The 17,258-nt window shown below is 64.8% G+C and carries 16 protein-coding genes; 7 read left to right on the forward strand and 9 right to left on the reverse strand.

Annotation, left to right across the window (positions count from 1 at the left end):
- Positions 1–30: 30 nt before the first annotated feature.
- Genes OIE68_RS14180 through OIE68_RS14205 form a run of 6 tightly spaced genes read right to left on the reverse strand, consistent with a single transcriptional unit; the run spans position 31 to position 8,423 of the window.
- Complete coding sequence (locus OIE68_RS14180; protein WP_327099839.1) at positions 31–2,268, reverse strand: MMPL family transporter; 2,238 nt, start codon at positions 2,266–2,268, stop codon at positions 31–33.
- A gap of 20 nt (positions 2,269–2,288) precedes the next feature.
- Positions 2,289–3,707 (reverse strand): cytochrome P450, encoded by a 1,419-nt coding sequence (locus OIE68_RS14185; RefSeq protein ID WP_327099840.1) that lies wholly within the window; start codon positions 3,705–3,707, stop codon positions 2,289–2,291.
- Between the two features lie 55 nt (positions 3,708–3,762).
- Positions 3,763–4,815 (reverse strand): NAD-dependent epimerase/dehydratase family protein, encoded by a 1,053-nt coding sequence (locus OIE68_RS14190; RefSeq protein WP_327099841.1) that lies wholly within the window; start codon positions 4,813–4,815, stop codon positions 3,763–3,765.
- Positions 4,788–6,479: a fatty acid CoA ligase family protein gene (locus tag OIE68_RS14195; RefSeq protein ID WP_327099842.1), complete on the reverse strand. Its 1,692-nt coding sequence runs from the start codon at positions 6,477–6,479 to the stop codon at positions 4,788–4,790. The genes OIE68_RS14190 and OIE68_RS14195 overlap by 28 nt, the downstream gene beginning before the upstream one ends.
- On the reverse strand, positions 6,476–7,384 hold the full coding sequence (locus tag OIE68_RS14200; RefSeq protein ID WP_327099843.1) for a hypothetical protein: 909 nt from the start codon (positions 7,382–7,384) through the stop codon (positions 6,476–6,478). The genes OIE68_RS14195 and OIE68_RS14200 overlap by 4 nt, the downstream gene beginning before the upstream one ends.
- 1 nt (position 7,385) lies before the next feature.
- Positions 7,386–8,423: a 3-oxoacyl-ACP synthase III family protein gene (locus tag OIE68_RS14205; RefSeq protein ID WP_327099844.1), complete on the reverse strand. Its 1,038-nt coding sequence runs from the start codon at positions 8,421–8,423 to the stop codon at positions 7,386–7,388.
- A 459-nt stretch (positions 8,424–8,882) separates the two neighbouring features.
- Here OIE68_RS14205 and OIE68_RS14210 point away from each other — a divergent pair, with 459 nt between their 5' ends.
- The 3 genes from OIE68_RS14210 to OIE68_RS14220 are packed head-to-tail and all read left to right on the forward strand — an operon-like array spanning position 8,883 to position 11,155.
- Complete coding sequence (locus tag OIE68_RS14210) at positions 8,883–9,986, forward strand: lycopene cyclase family protein (protein WP_327099845.1); 1,104 nt, start codon at positions 8,883–8,885, stop codon at positions 9,984–9,986.
- Positions 9,986–10,936, forward strand: coding sequence for a Ku protein (locus OIE68_RS14215; RefSeq protein ID WP_327099846.1), 951 nt, complete (start codon positions 9,986–9,988; stop codon positions 10,934–10,936). Before OIE68_RS14210 ends, OIE68_RS14215 begins: the two co-directional genes overlap by 1 nt.
- Before the next feature lie 60 nt (positions 10,937–10,996).
- On the forward strand, positions 10,997–11,155 hold the full coding sequence (locus OIE68_RS14220; RefSeq protein ID WP_327099847.1) for a hypothetical protein: 159 nt from the start codon (positions 10,997–10,999) through the stop codon (positions 11,153–11,155).
- Positions 11,156–11,299: 144 nt separating this feature from the next.
- Here OIE68_RS14220 and OIE68_RS14225 read toward each other — a convergent pair whose 3' ends face one another.
- Positions 11,300–11,677: a nuclear transport factor 2 family protein gene (locus OIE68_RS14225; protein WP_327099848.1), complete on the reverse strand. Its 378-nt coding sequence runs from the start codon at positions 11,675–11,677 to the stop codon at positions 11,300–11,302.
- A gap of 88 nt (positions 11,678–11,765) precedes the next feature.
- Here OIE68_RS14225 and OIE68_RS14230 point away from each other — a divergent pair, with 88 nt between their 5' ends.
- Positions 11,766–12,545 (forward strand): helix-turn-helix domain-containing protein, encoded by a 780-nt coding sequence (locus OIE68_RS14230; protein WP_327099849.1) that lies wholly within the window; start codon positions 11,766–11,768, stop codon positions 12,543–12,545.
- Positions 12,546–12,548: 3 nt separating this feature from the next.
- On the opposite strand, the gene OIE68_RS14235 is transcribed toward OIE68_RS14230, so the two are convergent.
- The gene (locus tag OIE68_RS14235; RefSeq protein ID WP_327099850.1) at positions 12,549–13,169 is read right to left on the reverse strand and encodes a hypothetical protein; all 621 of its coding nucleotides are present in this window, start codon (positions 13,167–13,169) and stop codon (positions 12,549–12,551) included.
- Positions 13,170–13,308: 139 nt separating this feature from the next.
- On the opposite strand from OIE68_RS14235, the gene OIE68_RS14240 reads away from it, so the two are divergent.
- Positions 13,309–14,361 carry an isopenicillin N synthase family dioxygenase gene (locus tag OIE68_RS14240; RefSeq protein ID WP_327099851.1) on the forward strand — a complete coding sequence of 351 codons (1,053 nt, stop codon included), beginning with the start codon at positions 13,309–13,311 and terminating at the stop codon, positions 14,359–14,361.
- 7 nt (positions 14,362–14,368) lie between these two features.
- Here OIE68_RS14240 and OIE68_RS14245 read toward each other — a convergent pair whose 3' ends face one another.
- Complete coding sequence (locus OIE68_RS14245) at positions 14,369–15,235, reverse strand: MetQ/NlpA family ABC transporter substrate-binding protein (protein ID WP_327099852.1); 867 nt, start codon at positions 15,233–15,235, stop codon at positions 14,369–14,371.
- A gap of 131 nt (positions 15,236–15,366) precedes the next feature.
- On the opposite strand from OIE68_RS14245, the gene OIE68_RS14250 reads away from it, so the two are divergent.
- Positions 15,367–16,239 carry a MetQ/NlpA family ABC transporter substrate-binding protein gene (locus OIE68_RS14250; protein ID WP_419150703.1) on the forward strand — a complete coding sequence of 291 codons (873 nt, stop codon included), beginning with the start codon at positions 15,367–15,369 and terminating at the stop codon, positions 16,237–16,239.
- Complete coding sequence (locus tag OIE68_RS14255; RefSeq protein WP_327099853.1) at positions 16,236–17,246, forward strand: methionine ABC transporter ATP-binding protein; 1,011 nt, start codon at positions 16,236–16,238, stop codon at positions 17,244–17,246. Before OIE68_RS14250 ends, OIE68_RS14255 begins: the two co-directional genes overlap by 4 nt.
- Positions 17,247–17,258 lie beyond the last annotated feature (12 nt).

Genomic DNA, 17,258 nt, shown 5'->3' on the forward strand with positions numbered 1-17,258 from the left:
TGCGGCGAATCCGCACGGCCATCGGACTATCTACACGCTGGCGGGCTGGCGCAGATCGTCCCGGTGCGGCAGGGGCGGGGCGGACGGTCCTTCGTCGAATCCGAAACGCTCGTGCAGCTTTTCGAGCGGGCCGGGTGCCCACCAGTTCCAGTCGCCGAGCAGTTTCATCACCGCGGGCAGCAGGAAGCCGCGGATCAAAGTCGCATCAACCAGTACCGCCAGCGGCAGGCCGATGCCGAAGGACTTCATGAAGGTGATGTCCGAGGCCAGGAATCCCAGGAACACCAAGGAGATCAGGACCGCTGCGGCGGTGACGATCCGGCCGATCTTTTCCAGGCCATGGGCAACGGCCGATTCGTTCTTGCCGGTGCGTTCGTACTCTTCGAGAATCCGGGACAGCAGGAATACCTGGTAATCCATGGCCAGACCGAAGGCCACACCGAACAGCATGACCGGCACGGTCGGCGGCAGATCGCCGGTCACGGTGAAATCGAGCAGGCCGGACAGGTGCCCGTCCTGGAAGATCCAGACCAGCGCGCCGAAAGTCGCGGTGAGGCTCAGGGCGCTGAGCACGATTGCGACCAGCGGCAGCACCACGCTGCCGGTCAGCAGAAACAGCACGACCAGCATGATGATCACAACGTAGGCCAGCGCCAGGGGCAGCGCCGAGGTCACCGCATCGAGGGAATCGGCGCTCGCGGCCGCGATACCGCCGACCAACCGCTGTGCGGGTGCGGGCACTGCGCGCAACTTCTTGGCCACCCGATCCAGCAGTGCCGGATCGCTGGTGTCCGGTGTCACCGAAAGGTATGCGGCGTCCTTGGTTTCGAAGCGCGCGTGCTGTGCCATGGCCGGGGCGAGCTGCCCGCCGTGGGCGTAGCTGCCGGTGGCGGTGTCGACGCGACGGACATTGTCGACTTCGGAGAGCTTCCTGGCGTAGGCATCCAGGTCGGACTTGCTGTCTGGAAGTACGACGAACAGTCCGTTGGTGTCGGTGGCGGCGAACTCACGCTGGATGGTCTCGGTGATCTGCCGGTTGTTCATCGACTCCGGCAATGCCCGCTCGTCGGGGAAGCCGAGTTTCACACCGAGGAACGGGGTCCCGAGCAGCAGCAGGAAGGCCGCGACCGCCAGACCGATCGGCACCGGCTTCCGCATCACGAATACCGCGAGCCGATGCCAGAACCCCTCACCGGGCGCCGGACGCTGCGGACGGAAGAACCAGCCGAGTTGACCGCGATCGATGCGACTGCCGAGCAGCAGCAGAATCGCGGGCAGCACCGTCAGCGAAACCGTCGCGGCGATCGCGGCAACGGCCAGACCCGCATAACCCATGGACCGCACCGCGAGCAGTGGGAAGAACAACAGGCCCGACAGCGCGACCGCAACGGTGACCGCCGAGAAGGCCACGGTGCGTCCGGCCGAGCGCATGGTCGCGGCGACGGCCGGACCGGTCGCGGCGCCTGCGGCCAATTCGTCGCGGTAGCGGCTGATGATCAGCAGGCTGTAGTCGATCGCCAGGCCGAGGCCGAGCAGAGTGGCGACATTGGTCGCGGTCGCGGCGAGATCGGTGACCAGGGCGATCAGCCACAGAGCGCCCATGGTGATCATCACGGTCACCGCTGCGACGACCAGCGGCAGGCTGGCCGCGACCAGACCGCCGAATACGAACAGCAGGGCGATCAGCGTGATCGGGAACGCGATGGATTCGCCGAGTACGGCGTCCTTCTCGCTCTGCTGCACCGTCTCGTGCAACAACATCGCGTAACCGCCGACGCGCACCTGCACCGGCCCGTGCTTGCCGCCGTAGCGGTCCGCCAGACCGCCGATCTTCTGGTCGACCGCACCCTCCTCGCCGAGAATGCTCGCCACTATCAGCCCCGACTTGCCGTCGGCGCTGCGCAGCGCAGGCGACTTGTCCATCCAGTACGACATGACACCCGCAACACCCGGCTCATCCTTCAGCTTCAGCGCCAATTTCACTGCGGCCGTTGCCGATTCGGGATCGTCGACCGAGGTGTCGCTGTGCACCAGCAGCACGAAGTTCGGCGGCGCCTGACCGAAGGCATCGCGCAAAATCTCGGTGGCCCGGCTGGATTCGCCGCCGGGATCGCTGTAGCCACCGCCCTGCACTTTGTCGAACAACGTCGAGCTGAGCATCGCCATTATCAGCGCGAGACCGGCGAAGACGCCGAGAATCCATTTTGCGCGCCGCGTAGCGACTGCTTGCACGTCGCTCGAAATGGTCAGCTTGGTCAGTTCGAACACCGCCACACCCTCATCACTCGTTAAGCCGCCCCGCGTTCGCTCCCTGACGAATCCGCGACGTGCCCGGTTTGCACCTGCCTGGCCACCACTCGCATCGGCAGATACTTCGGGTGCACCAGGGCGCCGATCACCGTCTCTTGCACCGCGATACCGGGCATCGGGCGCAGGCACCAGCGCCCGCCGATCGTAGCAACCTGCAGGGCAACCTCGGTGAGCGAGAACACATTTCCCGGACACTGCCGGGTGCCCATACCGAACGGCAGGTACGCGCCCTTGGGCCGGGACTCCATTGCCGCAGGCAGCCAGCGGTCCGGGTCGAATTCATCGGGATTCGGGAAGATGGCCGGATCCCGGTGCACCGCAACAGGACACACCAGCAACATGGCACCCTTCGGCAATGCCTTGCCGCCGAGTTCATAGTTCGCGGGCACATCGCGGACGGTCAGCCACGGCGAGTACATGCGCAGGGTCTCGGTGACGATCCGCTTGGTCAGATCGAGCCGACCGAGATCGGCGAATTCGGCCGGGCGACCACCCAGCACCGCATCGATCTCGGCGTGGAAAGCGGCCTCCAGCTCGGGATTTCGGCCCAGCTCGTGGAATACCCAGGACAGCGTCATCCCGGTTGCCTCGGTGCCGCCGACCAGGAAGTTGATCAGCTCGTCGTGCACCTGGGCATCGGTGAGCGCGACACCGTCCTCATCACGGGCCTTGATCAGGGTGTCCAGCAAGTCGCCATGATCCAGGTTCGGGTCGGCGGCCAGGTCCGCACGGTAAGCGGCGATGATCTTGCTGGTCGCCGACTTCATACCGGCCACAAGCCCTTCGAAGCGGCGATTGCTGGGCAGTGGCAGCTTGTCGATCCAGGCCGGGCGGGTGACGCGGCGGGCGAGCAGCGTCATGACCGGTGTGAGCATCTCGTGGATTTCCGCGCCGGTCTCCGCGCCGAGGTCGCCGCTGAACAGCGCCCCCGCGACGGTGCGTAGCGCCAGGTCGTGCATCTCGGTATCGACGACCACCATTTGACCGTCACGCCAGGCATCGGCCTGTTCCGCGCCCAGACGCGTCATCACGGTGGCGTACTGCGCAATGCGGCCGCGAGCGAAGGCCGGAGCGATCATTCGGCGTTCCCGCTTGTGCTGGGGGCCCGACAGCACGGTGACCCCAGCGCCGAGCAGCGCCTCCGCGCGATCGATCATGGAACCCTGATCGGACAGGCCGACGAAGGCTTCGCGGATCAGGTCCGGTTCGGTGACGACGTAGGTGTCGTAACCCGGAATCTTCACCCGCACCACGGGTCCGAGGTCCGACAGCGTCTGCAGGAAGCGGTACGGCCTGCGCGCGAGGCGGTGTGAATGGCCGATGAGGGGCAGGGCCCCCGGTGCGGTCGGCACCGCATTCGTGCCGGTCGGGCGGGTGGCGAGCCGGGTGGTCATCATGCGAGTCTCCTAGGCGTGGATCGACTTTCGCGCACTCGATCGAGGGGTCGGTTGGTCATCCGCGAGCGATGACGGCGTCGACGCCGCCGAGCTGTCCGACCCAGTCGACGTAGGCCGCCAGTCCGTCGGCCAGCGAGACCGCCGGCGCGTAGCCGAAATCCCGGGTGGCCGCGCTGGTGTCGTAGGTACTGGAAACAGTCAATGCCGCGGTGGTCCAACTGGACAGCGGCGGCGCGTAGCGCTCCTTGATCGCCGGCACTCGCCATATGGTGTCGAAAACCGCGATGGCGGCGTCGAATACCGGTTTGGGAATGGTCCGGGTGGGCGGCGTCAGGTCCAGAGCGACGGCGAGGTCCTCGACGAACTTCCACAGATCGACATCCTCGGGATCGGCGAGGAAGTAGGCATTGCCCGCGACCTGATCCGAGCGCGCCGCCTGCAGACAAGCCTGCGCGGCATGCTCGCAGTATGTGATCGACACCATGACGTTCTTGCCGCCGGAGAGGTCGGGCAGCTTGCCGGACTTCAACTTTCGCAGCAGCAGCGTCATCCAACCCGAGGAACGCGGTCCCCAGATCATTCGCGGTCGCAGCGCACAGGTCACGAAATCCGGGGTGTTGCCGGCCAGGACGAGCTGTTCGGCGGCGGCCTTGGTCTCCACGTACAGGCTCTTCGGAGCGGTCACGTACGGCTCGGACTCGTCGATGCCGAAGCGGTCGGTGTCATAGGAGGTCGCCACCGAGGGGCTGCTGACGAAGACGAATCGGCCGACACCGGCCTCCTGTGCAGCCTTCATCAGCCGCCGGGTGCCCTCGACATTGGCCTCCCAGAACTGCGCCCGGCTGCCGACCTCGGCGACCAGTCCAGCGCTGTGATAGACCACATCGACGCCCTTACACGCGGTGACCAGCGATTCGTAGTCGCCGAGATCGCCTGCCACCGTTTCGAGTTCGGGCACCATCGACAGGTAGCCGAGATCGCTCGACGGCCGGACGATGGCACGTAGCTCATCACCGGCCGCCACGGCGGCGTCGACGATATGGCTGCCGAGGAATCCGGTTGCCCCGGTGACCAAAGCCTTCATGGCGTCATACCCTTTCCGGCCCATACGGCCAATTCCTCGCGCCCGATCTTGGCGTTGTGCCTGATGTCGACCGGGAACCCGGGATGGGCGCGGAATACCTTGATGGACCTGGTGAATTCGCGCCCGCGCGCGATGGACCACAGTTCCCGCTGAACCCGTGGAATCTCGGATTCCGCCACCCCGGACCGCAGTTCGAAGCACAGCACCGGGATCTGTGCCCCCGGCTCACCGACACCGACGAGCGCGGTGCGGTGCACATCCGGGTGGGTGTTGAAGATCTGCTCGCACTGCACAGTGAACAGGTCACCGGCCGCGGTGCGGACCCGCTGCGCCGTGCGGCCACAGAACCACAGCCGACCGGACTCGTCCTGCCAGGCCAGATCACCGACGCGATGCCAACGGCGCACCGTGCCGTCCGGGCGGGTTTCGTCGATCTTGTTGCGGGCATCGGCGGCCGGGTTGCGGTGATAAGCGGTGCTGACTTGCGCACCGGCGGCGACGATTTCGCCGATCTCCCCCGGTGGCAGCACGAGGTCGTCGCGCCAGGTGGGGATTTCGTCATCGGAGACGGCAATGATCCGTACTCTTGTATCGCTGTCGGATTCCGCGATCGGGCGGCCGACGCAGGTGCCCGCGCCCTCGGCGGTCTGCTTGCGGGTTTCGTCGAGTTCGGACCATTCGAGGGTGGTCAGCGGCAATGCCTCGGTCGCACCGTAGGTGGTGAAGACGCGCGCGGACTCACCGAGAGCGGCCCTAACCCCCACCAGCGCATCGAGGTTCGCGGGCGCGCCCATCGAGATGATCCGAACCAGACTCGGCAGCGTAATCCCGGTTCTTGTCAGATATTCGCCGAGCGGACCGAGCAGGGCGGGGGATGCGGTGACATCGGTGGCCTGGAAACTCTGGACCACATCGGTGAGCAGTGCCGGATCGGCCTTGGACACCCGCACCGGATCGACCGGCCCGAGCACCACATGCGCACCCTGCAGCAGATCGAAGATGCCGAACAGCGGTACCGAGGTGAGCGAGACGAAACCCGTTGGGCGGCCGTGCAACTGCTCGATCACCCGCAGTGAGGCGGCGAATCCGGCCCGGGTGAACTCCACCCCCTTGGCCGGTCCGGTACTGCCGGTGGTGAAGGCGATCATCAGCAGATCGTCGGGCGCATGGGTGATTTCGGGTGCAGCCGCACCAGGCGTTTGTCGCATGGCGAGCAAGGTGTGCCCACCCCAGAACGAGCGTCCAACCGACACATGCACCCGCACCGAACGGAAGGTGCGCCGCGCCGCCAGTCGCACCAGATGCGCCAGCGGTATGCCGATGAACGCCTCCGCACCGACACTGCGGAAGCAATGCAGCATGCGGCGCACACCCATACCCGGATCCACCACCACCGGCACCGCACCGACCCGGAACAGCGCGAAGATCACCGCGAACAGATCAGGATCGGGTTTGACCATGACAATGGTCTTGACGCCCTTGCTGATTCCGATCCGTTCGAAGGCCGCGGCATAGGCCTCGACCCGCGCGCCGAGTTCGGCGAAGGTCAGCACCGCGAATCCGAGATCCGCTGCGCGCCCGGCACGTTCGGGATGCGCGACGGTCGGATAGCTGATGGCGGGCAGGTCGGCGCGCTGCCGGATCTGGTGCGCCAGCAGCGCGCTCAGATCTGCGGGCTCCTGACTCACCCCGCACCGCCGGCGGGAACGGTGTAGCTCACGCAGCCGGCGATCGGACCGGATCCCGCGGCGACCAGGAGCAATTCGTCGCCGGCCGACAGTTCACCGGCCCCGAGCAACTGGTGGTAGCCGATGATCAAACCCGAGCTGCCCGCGTCCAGGTCGCCGGTCGCGGCCTGATGCGCTCGGGCGAAACCGAATTCGCTCGCCAGGGTGGCCGCGAAGTCGGGCACCGGGTTATTGGTGACCAGCACGCGCTGCCCCTCCGGCCGTTCGGCCAGGTACGGGCGGACCGCGGCAAACGCTGCGCCGCTGACCAGTTCGGCGTAGTCGTCGGCGACATCGACGGTGATCGAGCGCTGTCCGTCGTTACCCATCGCCTTCAGATCGAGGTACCCGGCGACACCTGGATGGGTGCCGGCCGCGCGCGGCAGCGGTGCCGGGATGTGCACGCGATCGAAGCCGGTGCCCTCATCGATCCCCTTGGTCACCAGCAATGCGGCACCGACCGCTGCGTAGCGGAAGTCGGCCGGTGCGTGTCCGATGCCGCCGGGGTGTGCGTCGCTGCCGACGATCAGCACCCGCTCGACCGTGCCGTTCTCCAGCAGCGCACCCGCGGCCTGCAATGCGTTGAGCACGCCGCAGGCCCCATTGCGCAGATCGAGCGAGAAACCCGCCCGCGACGAGCCGACCTGGTAGTCCAGGTGCATCCCCAGTTCCTTCTGGATCAGAGCGGCATTGGACGGTTCGACGATATTGCTGTCGCGGTAGACGCCGACATTGATCAGCACGTCGATATCGTTCGGTTCGACGCCCGCCCCCGAAAGGCACTCCCCGGCCGCCCGCACGGCGTGGTCGATGGAACCCAGGGTGGGGTCGGCGCTGACGGCGGACCGCCGAATAATGAACGTCATTTCATCCCACCAATGCGCTGATAGTTGCCGAAAGGACACCGAAGACCATTCCGGAGGCCGTCGGCACGAAACAGATTTTGGTCCCCTTCGGGATCTCGCCTCGGGAAATATAGTCGTGCAGCACCAAGAAATGCGTACTCGCCCCGGTGTTGCCATACTTTTCGACGGTCGCCAACCGCGGCGGCATCTCGGTGCCGTGAATCTTGCTGCCGGATTCGGCGAGCTTCTCGGTGAATCCGACGCCGAGCTGGTGGAACACGATGAAGTCGAACTTCTCGTCGGCGAATGTGGTGCCGCGCTTTGCGAGGATATCGCTATGGAATTTCGCCCATGTTTCCCGGCGCGGCGCGGCTTGCATGGTGAGATTGTCGGTCAACATGATCATGTTCTCGCTGGCATCGCTCGGTTTGGCAATACACAATGGCGAGTACTCGGCGCAGGTCGTCAGATCGACGTAGTGCAGCACGTCTTCTTCGTCCACCGCGGGGTCCAGAATGACCGCGACCGCGGCATCCGCGAGAGTGAGTGCGGCGAACTGCGGATCGCGCGCATCGATGGCCTCGGCGAGTGCCCCCTCGGTCACCGGCGAGATCACCTCGGGCGTGACGACCATGCCATTGCGCACCGCACCCGCGCGAATCAGATTGTCCAGCAGATAGATTCCGGTCATGGTGCCGCCGCAGGCATTCGCCACGTCATAACCGGAGGCATTGACCGCGCCGATGCGCCGGGCGATCTCCTGGGATGCCGACGGTTCGAAGACCATATGGAATCCGTCGTGCACGGTGGTGCCGCCACAGATGATGATATCCAGGTCGGCGGCGTCCAATCCGGACTTCGCCAGCGCGTCCTGCGCGGCCCGCGCGCCGAGGGTGAGGGTGTCCTCGCTGGTGCGGTCAACCATATAGCGATGACCGATGCCGGTAATTCGCTCGACGTCGAACTCGCCGCCGCTCGTCATCCGACTCAGTACTTCCGAAGTGGTGTATTCGCCGACCGGAAGGGCGGCTCCCAGGGCGCGTAATCGGGAAGAATTCACCGTAGCGGTCCTTTCGACAGAGACGGGCAGCAGGAACTCCCCGGCTGGCACGACAATGGCCGCGGGCAGATGATGCGGGAATTCCGTTCCACGCGATCGCGAGAACAGAAGGTTCCGAAATCAACATTGATTTCGGCAATCGGATCCGGATTGCCCGACCCTGGGCAATCCGTTCGACAACGCCGAGCATACGGCGCACCGGACAATGTGACCAGCCAGATGACAGCACGGTGCTACTGGTGAGTCACATCGTTGCTGGAAAAGCGAGATCTGACATGATCGCATTATGAAGAATGTCACCGTCGATATCCGTGAACTATCACAGCGCAACGGTGACTCGACCACCCGACAGTAAGCTCCGCACGACCGACGAACCACGCCGACCACGAAGGGGCTCGCCCTGCACACCACCGAACTCGCTGTGCCACACCGACATCCGCGTTCCGCATGGGAACAGTGATGACCACCGACCTCATCGTCTGCGGCCTCGGCCCCGCCGGTCGCGCACTCACACACCGCTGTCTCGCGCACGGAATGTCGGTCACCGCAATCGATCCGGTGCCGGATCGTCGCTGGTCGGCAACGTATGCGGGGTGGTACGACGAACTGCCGGGATGGCTGGATCCGTCGGTCCTCGCCACTACCTTGGAGCATCCGACGGCCTGGGGTACGAGGTCGCATCGACTCGAACGAACCTATGTCGTCTTCGACTCCGCACGGTTGCGGGATTCGCTGAATCTCGACGGTGCACAAATAGTTACCGATCGGGTTGTCGAAATTCGGCACAACACAGTGACTTTGGCTTCGGAAACAATATTCAGCGCAAATCGTGTTATCGACGCACGAGGAATTGCCCGCTCTCCCGAGCTCGCCGAACAAACCGCGTACGGCGTGGTTGTGCGACGCGACGCCGACATCGAACCCCTGTTCATGGACTGGCGCACGGACAACGGCGCGAAACCCGATGCGCCACGGTCGTTTCTGTACGCGGTGCCGCTCAGCGCGGAGACGATGTTGCTGGAGGAGACCTGTCTCGCCGGGCGCCCCGCCCTCGATACCGCGGTGCTGCGCGACCGCCTGCACCACCGGTTGCGCTCGCGCGGAATCGAACTCACCGGCACCGAACCGATCGAGCGCGTGCGTTTCCCGGTGCAGGGCGGCCACCCCGGACAGCGACGATTCGGCGCAGCGGGCGCATTCACCCATCCCGCAACGGGTTACAGCGTCACTGCCTCGCTCGCCGCCGCCGACACTGTCGCCCGCGATGTGTCGGCATGGCCTGCCCAGGCACGAGCGGTACACGCGTTGCGGTCGGCGGGTCTGCGCGCGCTGCTCGCGTTGCCGCCCGCCGACCTTCCCGTCTTCTTCGATGCCTTCTTCACCCTGCCACCGGAACTGCAACGGGCCTATCTGTCGGGCCGCACCGATCTCGGCGGCACTGTCGCCGCCATGCGCACCCTCTACGCCACCCTGCCCGCACCGCTGCGTCGGCGCGTCGCGACCGCGACACTCGGGATTCCGATTCGCTCGCCTATTCGAATTGGTTCGTCCATGATGGGGTAATGGCACGAGCTATCTGGAAGGGCTCGATTGCGTTCGGGCTGGTAAACGTCCCTGTCAAGGTGTACACGGCCACCGAGGACCACGACATTCGGTTCCACCAGGTGCATGCCAAGGACGGTGGCCGGATCAAATACGACCGCGTCTGCACGGTCTGCGGCAAGTCCGTGCAGTACGCCGATATCGATAAGGCATATGAATCCCCTGAGGGAGACAAGGTCATCCTGACCGACGAGGACTTCTCGAAACTGCCCGCCGCCGAGAAGCACGAGATTCCGGTGCTGCAGTTCGTACCCAACGATCAGATCGACCCGATCCTGTTCGAGAAGAGCTACTACCTCGAACCCGACTCGAACACACCCAAGGCCTACGTGCTGCTGGCGACCACGCTGGAGCGCATCGATCGGACCGCGCTCGTACATTTCACGCTCCGGCAGAAGACGCGGCTCTCGGCATTGCGGGTGCGCGACGGCGTACTGGTACTGCAGACGCTGCTATGGCCCGATGAGGTCCGTGCCGTCGATTTCGAATCTCTGGACGGTGTCGCCGAGCCGAAGCCGCAGGAGATCAAGATGGCCGAGACGCTGGTCGAGACCATGTCCGACGATTTCGATCCCGAGCAGTACACCGACGAGTACCAGATCGAGCTGCAGAAGGTGCTCGACGAGGCCATCGCCAGCGGCACCGGGAAGGTGGTCAGTCAGCCCGAAGAGGCGCCCGCCGCGATGGACGCCGAGGTCGTCGACCTGGTGGCCGCCCTGCAACGCAGTCTGGAGGCCAGTGGGCGGCGGACCGCGGAGAGTTCCGGCAAGGCAGCCGCCGAGCCCAAGGCCAAGGCGGCACCGGCGAAGAAGGCGACCAAGTCTGCGGCCACCAAATCTGCGGCGAAGAAGACCACCGCCAAGCCCGCCAAGAAGACCGCGAAGAAGGCGGCCGCCCGCAAGGGCGCATAGCCATCTACCCGCACACTCCTGGCAAACTTGCGACATGGACCCGCCGTAGCGTTCGTCCCGATGGGCCTCGGCCATCTACGCCAGGTGCTCGATCTGGGTTACGAGGTATTCGAGGGAGGCGCTGTTCGCGCGCGGCGCATGGTCACCGATGTCGAGGAGCGCAATACCGCCTCTGCGACGCTGATGACGCGCAATGGGTTCCTCCCGCGGCATCGGTGACACTGTTCGTCCGTCCGAATCCGAATGAGCTCGAACTGGATTCCACGGACGACGCCCTGCTCCGCGGTGCCGCCGGGCACGAAGCGGGCGCTGATCCGCCGCGGCCGACTGGCCGGTGAGGGGCGGGGCGCCCGCTAACCCGGATCAGAACATGCCGTGCGGAAGCTGGTCGGCGTCGGGCACCGGTTGTACGACATCCCAGTGCTCGGTGACAACGCCGTCGACCAGCCGCCAGATATCCACCACCGCCACGCCGCGGGCATCGTCGGGCGCGATCATGTGGTAGTGCACGACGGCATATTCGTCATCGGTGATAACCCGTTTGATTTCCAGTCGGGCGGCGGCCACCGGCGCGTTCGCGATGAACTCGATGAAGGCGTCGCGGCCGGACGGATTGCCCGGACTGTGCTCGATGAAGTTCTCGTGCAACAGGTCTCGCAGTACCTCGATATTGCCCGCACTGAACTCGGCGAGGCCGTGCAGTAAAAGATCCCTATTGCGGGTTGCCAGGTTGTTCGTCATGGCGGTAACCGTCGCAATCGCACGGTAAGCCTGTCGATTACCAGGCATGTAATGGCGGCTGCCCGCGTGGTGTGGTGATACTGACCGGGTGGATAGCGAACGCCCCGTCGGGGCGCTGCTGCGCGAGTGGCGGCTGCGGCGCAGACTGAGCCAGCTCGAATTGTCCGTGCAGTCGGGCATCTCGACGCGGCATGTGAGTTTCGTGGAGACCGGACGCACCATTCCCAGCCCAGGGATGGTCGAGCGGTTCGCCGAACATCTGGGCATCCCGTTGCGCGAACGCAATCGGCTGCTGGTCGCGGCCGGATACGCCCCGACGTACCGGCATCGCACACTCGACGATCCGGATCTTGCGCAGGCGCGCGCCGCGGTCCGGCGCGTACTCGATGCCCACGAACCGTTTCCCGCGCTGGCCATCGATCAACGGTGGAATCTGTTGTTCGCGAACACGGCGGCGGAGGTGTTCTTCGAGGGTGTGGCCGCGGAGCTGTTGGAGCCGCCGATCAACATGATGCGAATCGGTCTGCATCCCAAGGGGTTCGCGCCGCGCGTGCGAAATATCGATCAGGTGCGCGGGTTCCTGCTGCCTCGGCTCGCGCGGCAGGCGGCGCTGTCCGGAGATCCCGAATTGGTCGCGCTCCATGCGGAATTGAGGGTGTTCGCATCGGAAGGCGTTTTTCCGCAGGTGGATCCGTCCGAGGTCGCGCTGCTCATCCATCTCGACCACCGCGGCACGCAGCTGTCGCTGTTCAATACGATCATGCGGTTCGGCGCGGCCTTCGATGTGACGCTCGATGAGATCGCCATCGAGTCCTACTTTCCTGCCGATCAAACCACCAGTGCCTACCTGCACTCATTTGCCAGGTGATCGTCAGGACTCGGCGGCTCGCGCTTTGCCTTCTTCGAAGAAATCGAGGAGGGCGGCGGCGTTGTTCACCTCCTCGCGCGAGCGCAGCGCGCCGAACGAGGCATTCCAGAATTCGCCGGTGCGCGGCGTCCATGGGCCGACATAGGCGTACGGACCCGGATGCGCCGAATCACCCGGTGACACACCGTAATTGACCTCATTGAGGGTGCTGGACAGATCGAAATGCTCTGGCCACAGCACCGGAATGGCATCGGGTGCAGTGCAGCGCAGCGTCGAATCCCCGAGCGTGAACCAGTCCGCGATGAGCGCCGCCGCCTCCGGATCGACAGCGAGTTGGTCACCGGGGTCGACTCCGGTGGTATCGGCGTAGACGTTCGCCGGTGCCTCCGGTTCAAAGCCCGCGGCGGCGGCGACCTTGTCGAAGGTGCCCGCGAGCGCGGCCCGGCCCTCCGGCCACACCAGATCGGTGCCGACCACAGAGACCGGCCACTGCGCACCGCCGAAACCACCGTGCACCACCCGTAGCCGGATGGTCCCGAAGCGCCGATATTGTGGGCCCGCGATCAACAACTCCCCCACCGCGTGCAGCGCGAGCCGGGTGTCCCGATACGTGATGTCGTCCACCCGGAAATCATCGCCGCTGCGGGCCGCCCGCGCTGGTGAATCGCACCAGCGGAATCAGGACGGATGCGCGATGACCAGATCAGCAAATTCTGATTGCTGTCGCCTATCATCAAGATGTTGTCGTGGGAAGGACACTGCCGTGGAATTCCGAGTGCCGGTCATCGATATCTCGTCTTATATCGGCGATGGCGCCCCGGCCGAACGCCGGGCCGTTGCCCGCGCAATCGACGCCGCCGCGAGCACCGTCGGCTTTATGCAGATCACCGGCCACGCCATCCCACAACCGGTGCTCGACGACTTCGCGGCCGCACTCGACAGCTTCTTCGACCTCGAACCGGCGACCAAACAGGGCTATCGCACCCCGCCCGAAATCAATCGCGGCTACTCACCGCCCAAGAGCGAGAGCCTCAGCCTGAGCCTCGGCGTCGCATCCGCTACCCGCATGAACGATTACTTCGAGGCATTCAATGTGGGCATCCCCGCGGCCGCCTATCCGGAGGTCGAGTTGTCCGCGCGCGACTACGCCGAAAATCTCTGGCCGACAGAGGTTCCCGGCTTCCGCGCACCCGTGGAGACCTATTTCGCACACGCCGCGCGGATCGCGCGAACCCTCACCACCATCTTCGCCGACGCCCTCGAACTGGCGCCGGGCTACTTCACCAGGTTCACCGACCACTCCCTCGACGTCCTGCGGATGAACAACTACGCGCTGCCGCCGGGCACCGTGGATCTCGACGACGAACTCACCGGTATGGGCGAACACACCGACTACGGCATCGTCACCGTCTTGTGGGCGGACCAGGTCCCCGGTCTCCAGGTCGTCGGCGCCGATAACCGTTGGCACGATGTACAACCCGCCGACAACGCCCTGCTGGTCAATCTCGGCGACGTGATGGCGCGCTGGACCAACGAACGCTGGCTCTCCACCCTGCACCGCGTCATGCCGCCGATCGCCGACGGCACCATCCAAAGACGCCGCAGCGCAGCCTTTTTCCACGACGGCAATCCGGACGCCGTCATCGAAACACTCCCCTCCTGCCTCGGCGAGGGAAGTAAATACGCCCCGATCACCGTCGCCGAACACCTGCGCACGAAACTCGCCGGTTCCCGTGCCCTGCAACCCAATACCGATGCCACTCGCGAGGCGGCACGGGTCCTCGCCGCGGCAAGCACCGAACGCACTCCGGAGTGAGCGCCACTCACTTGCGGAATTCGGTCTCCAGCTCGGCCAGTGCGGCCTGCAGATCTGCCGCATCATTCGTCTTGAAGATGCCCTGGAATCCGGCCTCCGCACGGATGGCGGCCTCGACCTCGGGATCGTGGTAAAGCTTCACCAGCGCAAGCAGTTTCGGGTTGTCCCTATCTTCGGCCCGCGCCGCGAAAATATTGATGTACTGCTTTAGTTCCGGGCGTTCCGGGTCGTCGGTGAAGATGGTCTCGTTCTTGGTGAGACCCGCGGGACGAGCGAAGGTGTCGTCGACGAACGCTGCATCGACACTCTCCAGAGATTGCGCGGTCAAGGTCGGATCGATGGTCTTCAGCGTCACCCGCGATGCGTCGGTGTCCACATCCTCGATCTTCGAATCCCAACTCGCACCGCCCTTCAGCACGATCAGTCCGGCGGCGGCCAAGCCGAGCAGCGGGCGAACCTGATTGGCCGGGTTATTGCTCAGGGTGATCTGGCCGCCCTTCGGGATCTCCGCCACCGACTTGTGCTTGCGCGAATACAGCGTGAGCGGGTAGATCTCGGTCGCGCCGATCGGCACCAGGGTGTCGTTGTTGCGGACGTTGTAGTTCGCCAGGTACCGCACGTGCTGGAACTTGTTGAGATCGATCCGACGTTGTGCCAGTGCGGGATTCGGCTGGTTGTAGTCGGTGAAATTGACGAATTCCACGGCGATGCCCTGCTCGGCAGCCTTCTTCTTGTAGACATCCCAATGCGGCAGCGAGATGTCGTTCACGCCGATGCGCACGACATCGCCATGGTGCTCCCGACCACACGCGACCCCGCCGGCGGCCAGGGCAAGAAGCAGGGGAATCACCAGAACACGGCGCAGCAGTCGCATTGCAGGCAACCTAGACGCTCGTCCAATTAGTTGCCAGGGTTTCGCTCAGCACAATCCAAACCGTTGTCCGCCCCCTTGGCGCATCGCTTGGATTATCGGGTTCATATTGCGACAAGCATTCGGGAGCACGAGTGAAATTCCATCGGGTACTGGCGATCCCGGTCCTGGTAGCCACCGCGGCCCTCACCCTGACGGCGTGCGGCGACAACAAGGCTTCCGCCGACAACGTAGTGCGCATCGGCACCACCGACAAGGACCACGCCTGGGACGTATTCGAGGAGAAGGCGAAGGCACAGGGGATCAACCTGCGGATCACCAACTTCTCCGACTACAAGCAGCCGAATCTCGCACTGTCGCAAAAGCAGATCGATCTCAATCTGTTCCAGCATCTGCAGTTTCTCGGCGCCTACAACGTGGCCAATAACGACACCCTGACGCCGATCGCCTCGACCTATATCGTGCCGCTCGGGCTCTACTCCAAGAAGCACAAGTCGCTCGCGGATCTGCCACAGGCCGCCGAGATCGCGATCCCGAACGATCCGACCAATCAGGCGCGAGCGCTGTTCGTCCTGCAAGCTGCCGGTTTGCTGAAGCTCTCCGGTGACAGCAAGGCGCCGACCCCCGCCGATATCGATAAGGGTGCGTCCAAGGTCAAGGTGACCCCGGTCGATGCGGCGCAGACCGCGCTCTCGCTGGCCTCGGTCGACGGATCGATCATCAACAACACCTTCCTCGATCGTTCCGGCATCGACCCGAATTCGGCTCTCTACAAGGATGATCCGAAGAATCCGGCGGCCGAGCCGTACATCAATGTCGTGGTGTCCAGGGCCGAGGACAAGAACAACGAGCTCTACCAGAAAGTGGCCCAGCTCTGGCACGATCCGGAGGTGCAGCAGGCGCACGCCGAGGTCACCAAAAACACGGCGGTCGAAGTAAAGCGCAGCGGTCCCGAGTTGGAGCAGATCCTGGCCAGGGTGCAGCAGACCATCAAAGACGGCAAGTGAGCGAGCAAACGGTCCCTGCGGTCGAATTCCGGTCGGTCACGAAGGTTTTCGGCAAGGGCGCTGATCAGCAGGTCGCGCTCGACGATATCGACCTGCGCATCGAACAGGGCGAGATCTTCGGTGTGATCGGCTATTCCGGCGCGGGCAAGAGCACGCTGGTCCGGCTGATCAATGCATTGGAGAAGCCGACCACCGGCACCATCGAGGTCGCCGGCACGCCCGTCACAGGTGTGCGGGAGGCCGAGGTGCGCCGCATCCGCCGGGATATCGGCATGGTGTTCCAGCAGTTCAACCTGTTCCGATCGCGCACGGCCGCAGGCAATATCGAGTATCCGCTCAAGGTCGCGGGCTGGAAGCGCGCCGAGCGCAAGGCACGGGTGAAGGAGTTGCTGGAGTTCGTCGGGCTCACCGACAAGGCCCGCAGCTATCCGGATCAGCTGTCGGGCGGTCAGAAGCAGCGGGTCGGCATCGCGCGGGCACTGGCGACCTCACCGTCACTGCTGCTCGCCGATGAATCGACCTCGGCGCTGGATCCGGAGACCACCGGTGAGGTGCTGCGGCTGCTGAAGAAGATCAATCGCGAACTCGGTGTCACCATTGTGGTGATCACCCACGAGATGGATGTGATCCGCGCGGTGGCCGATCGGGTTGCGGTGCTCGCGGAGGGCAAGATTGTCGAATTGGCCAGCACCTTCGAGGTTTTCGCTACCCCGCAGGCGGCGCCGACACAGTCGTTCGTCGAGACCGTGCTCCACAATCGGCCCGACGCCGAAGAACTGCGGCGACTCGGTGAGCTGCACGGCGGACGGTTGGTCACCGTGGATATCGATGACAAGCATGGGATCGGTGCGGCACTGGCCGCCGCCGCGCATGCGGGTGTCGAGTTCGAGGTGGTGTACGGCGGGGTAAGTACGTTGCAGGACAAGACGTTCGGCAGCGTGACGCTGGCATTGCACGGTTCGGATGACGATGTGGACACGGTGGTCGAAGAGCTCGATCGCCGCTAGCGACTGCTCGCA

It is taken from the genome of Nocardia vinacea, assembly GCF_035920345.1.
Taxonomy (GTDB): Bacteria; Actinomycetota; Actinomycetes; order Mycobacteriales; family Mycobacteriaceae; genus Nocardia; species Nocardia vinacea_A.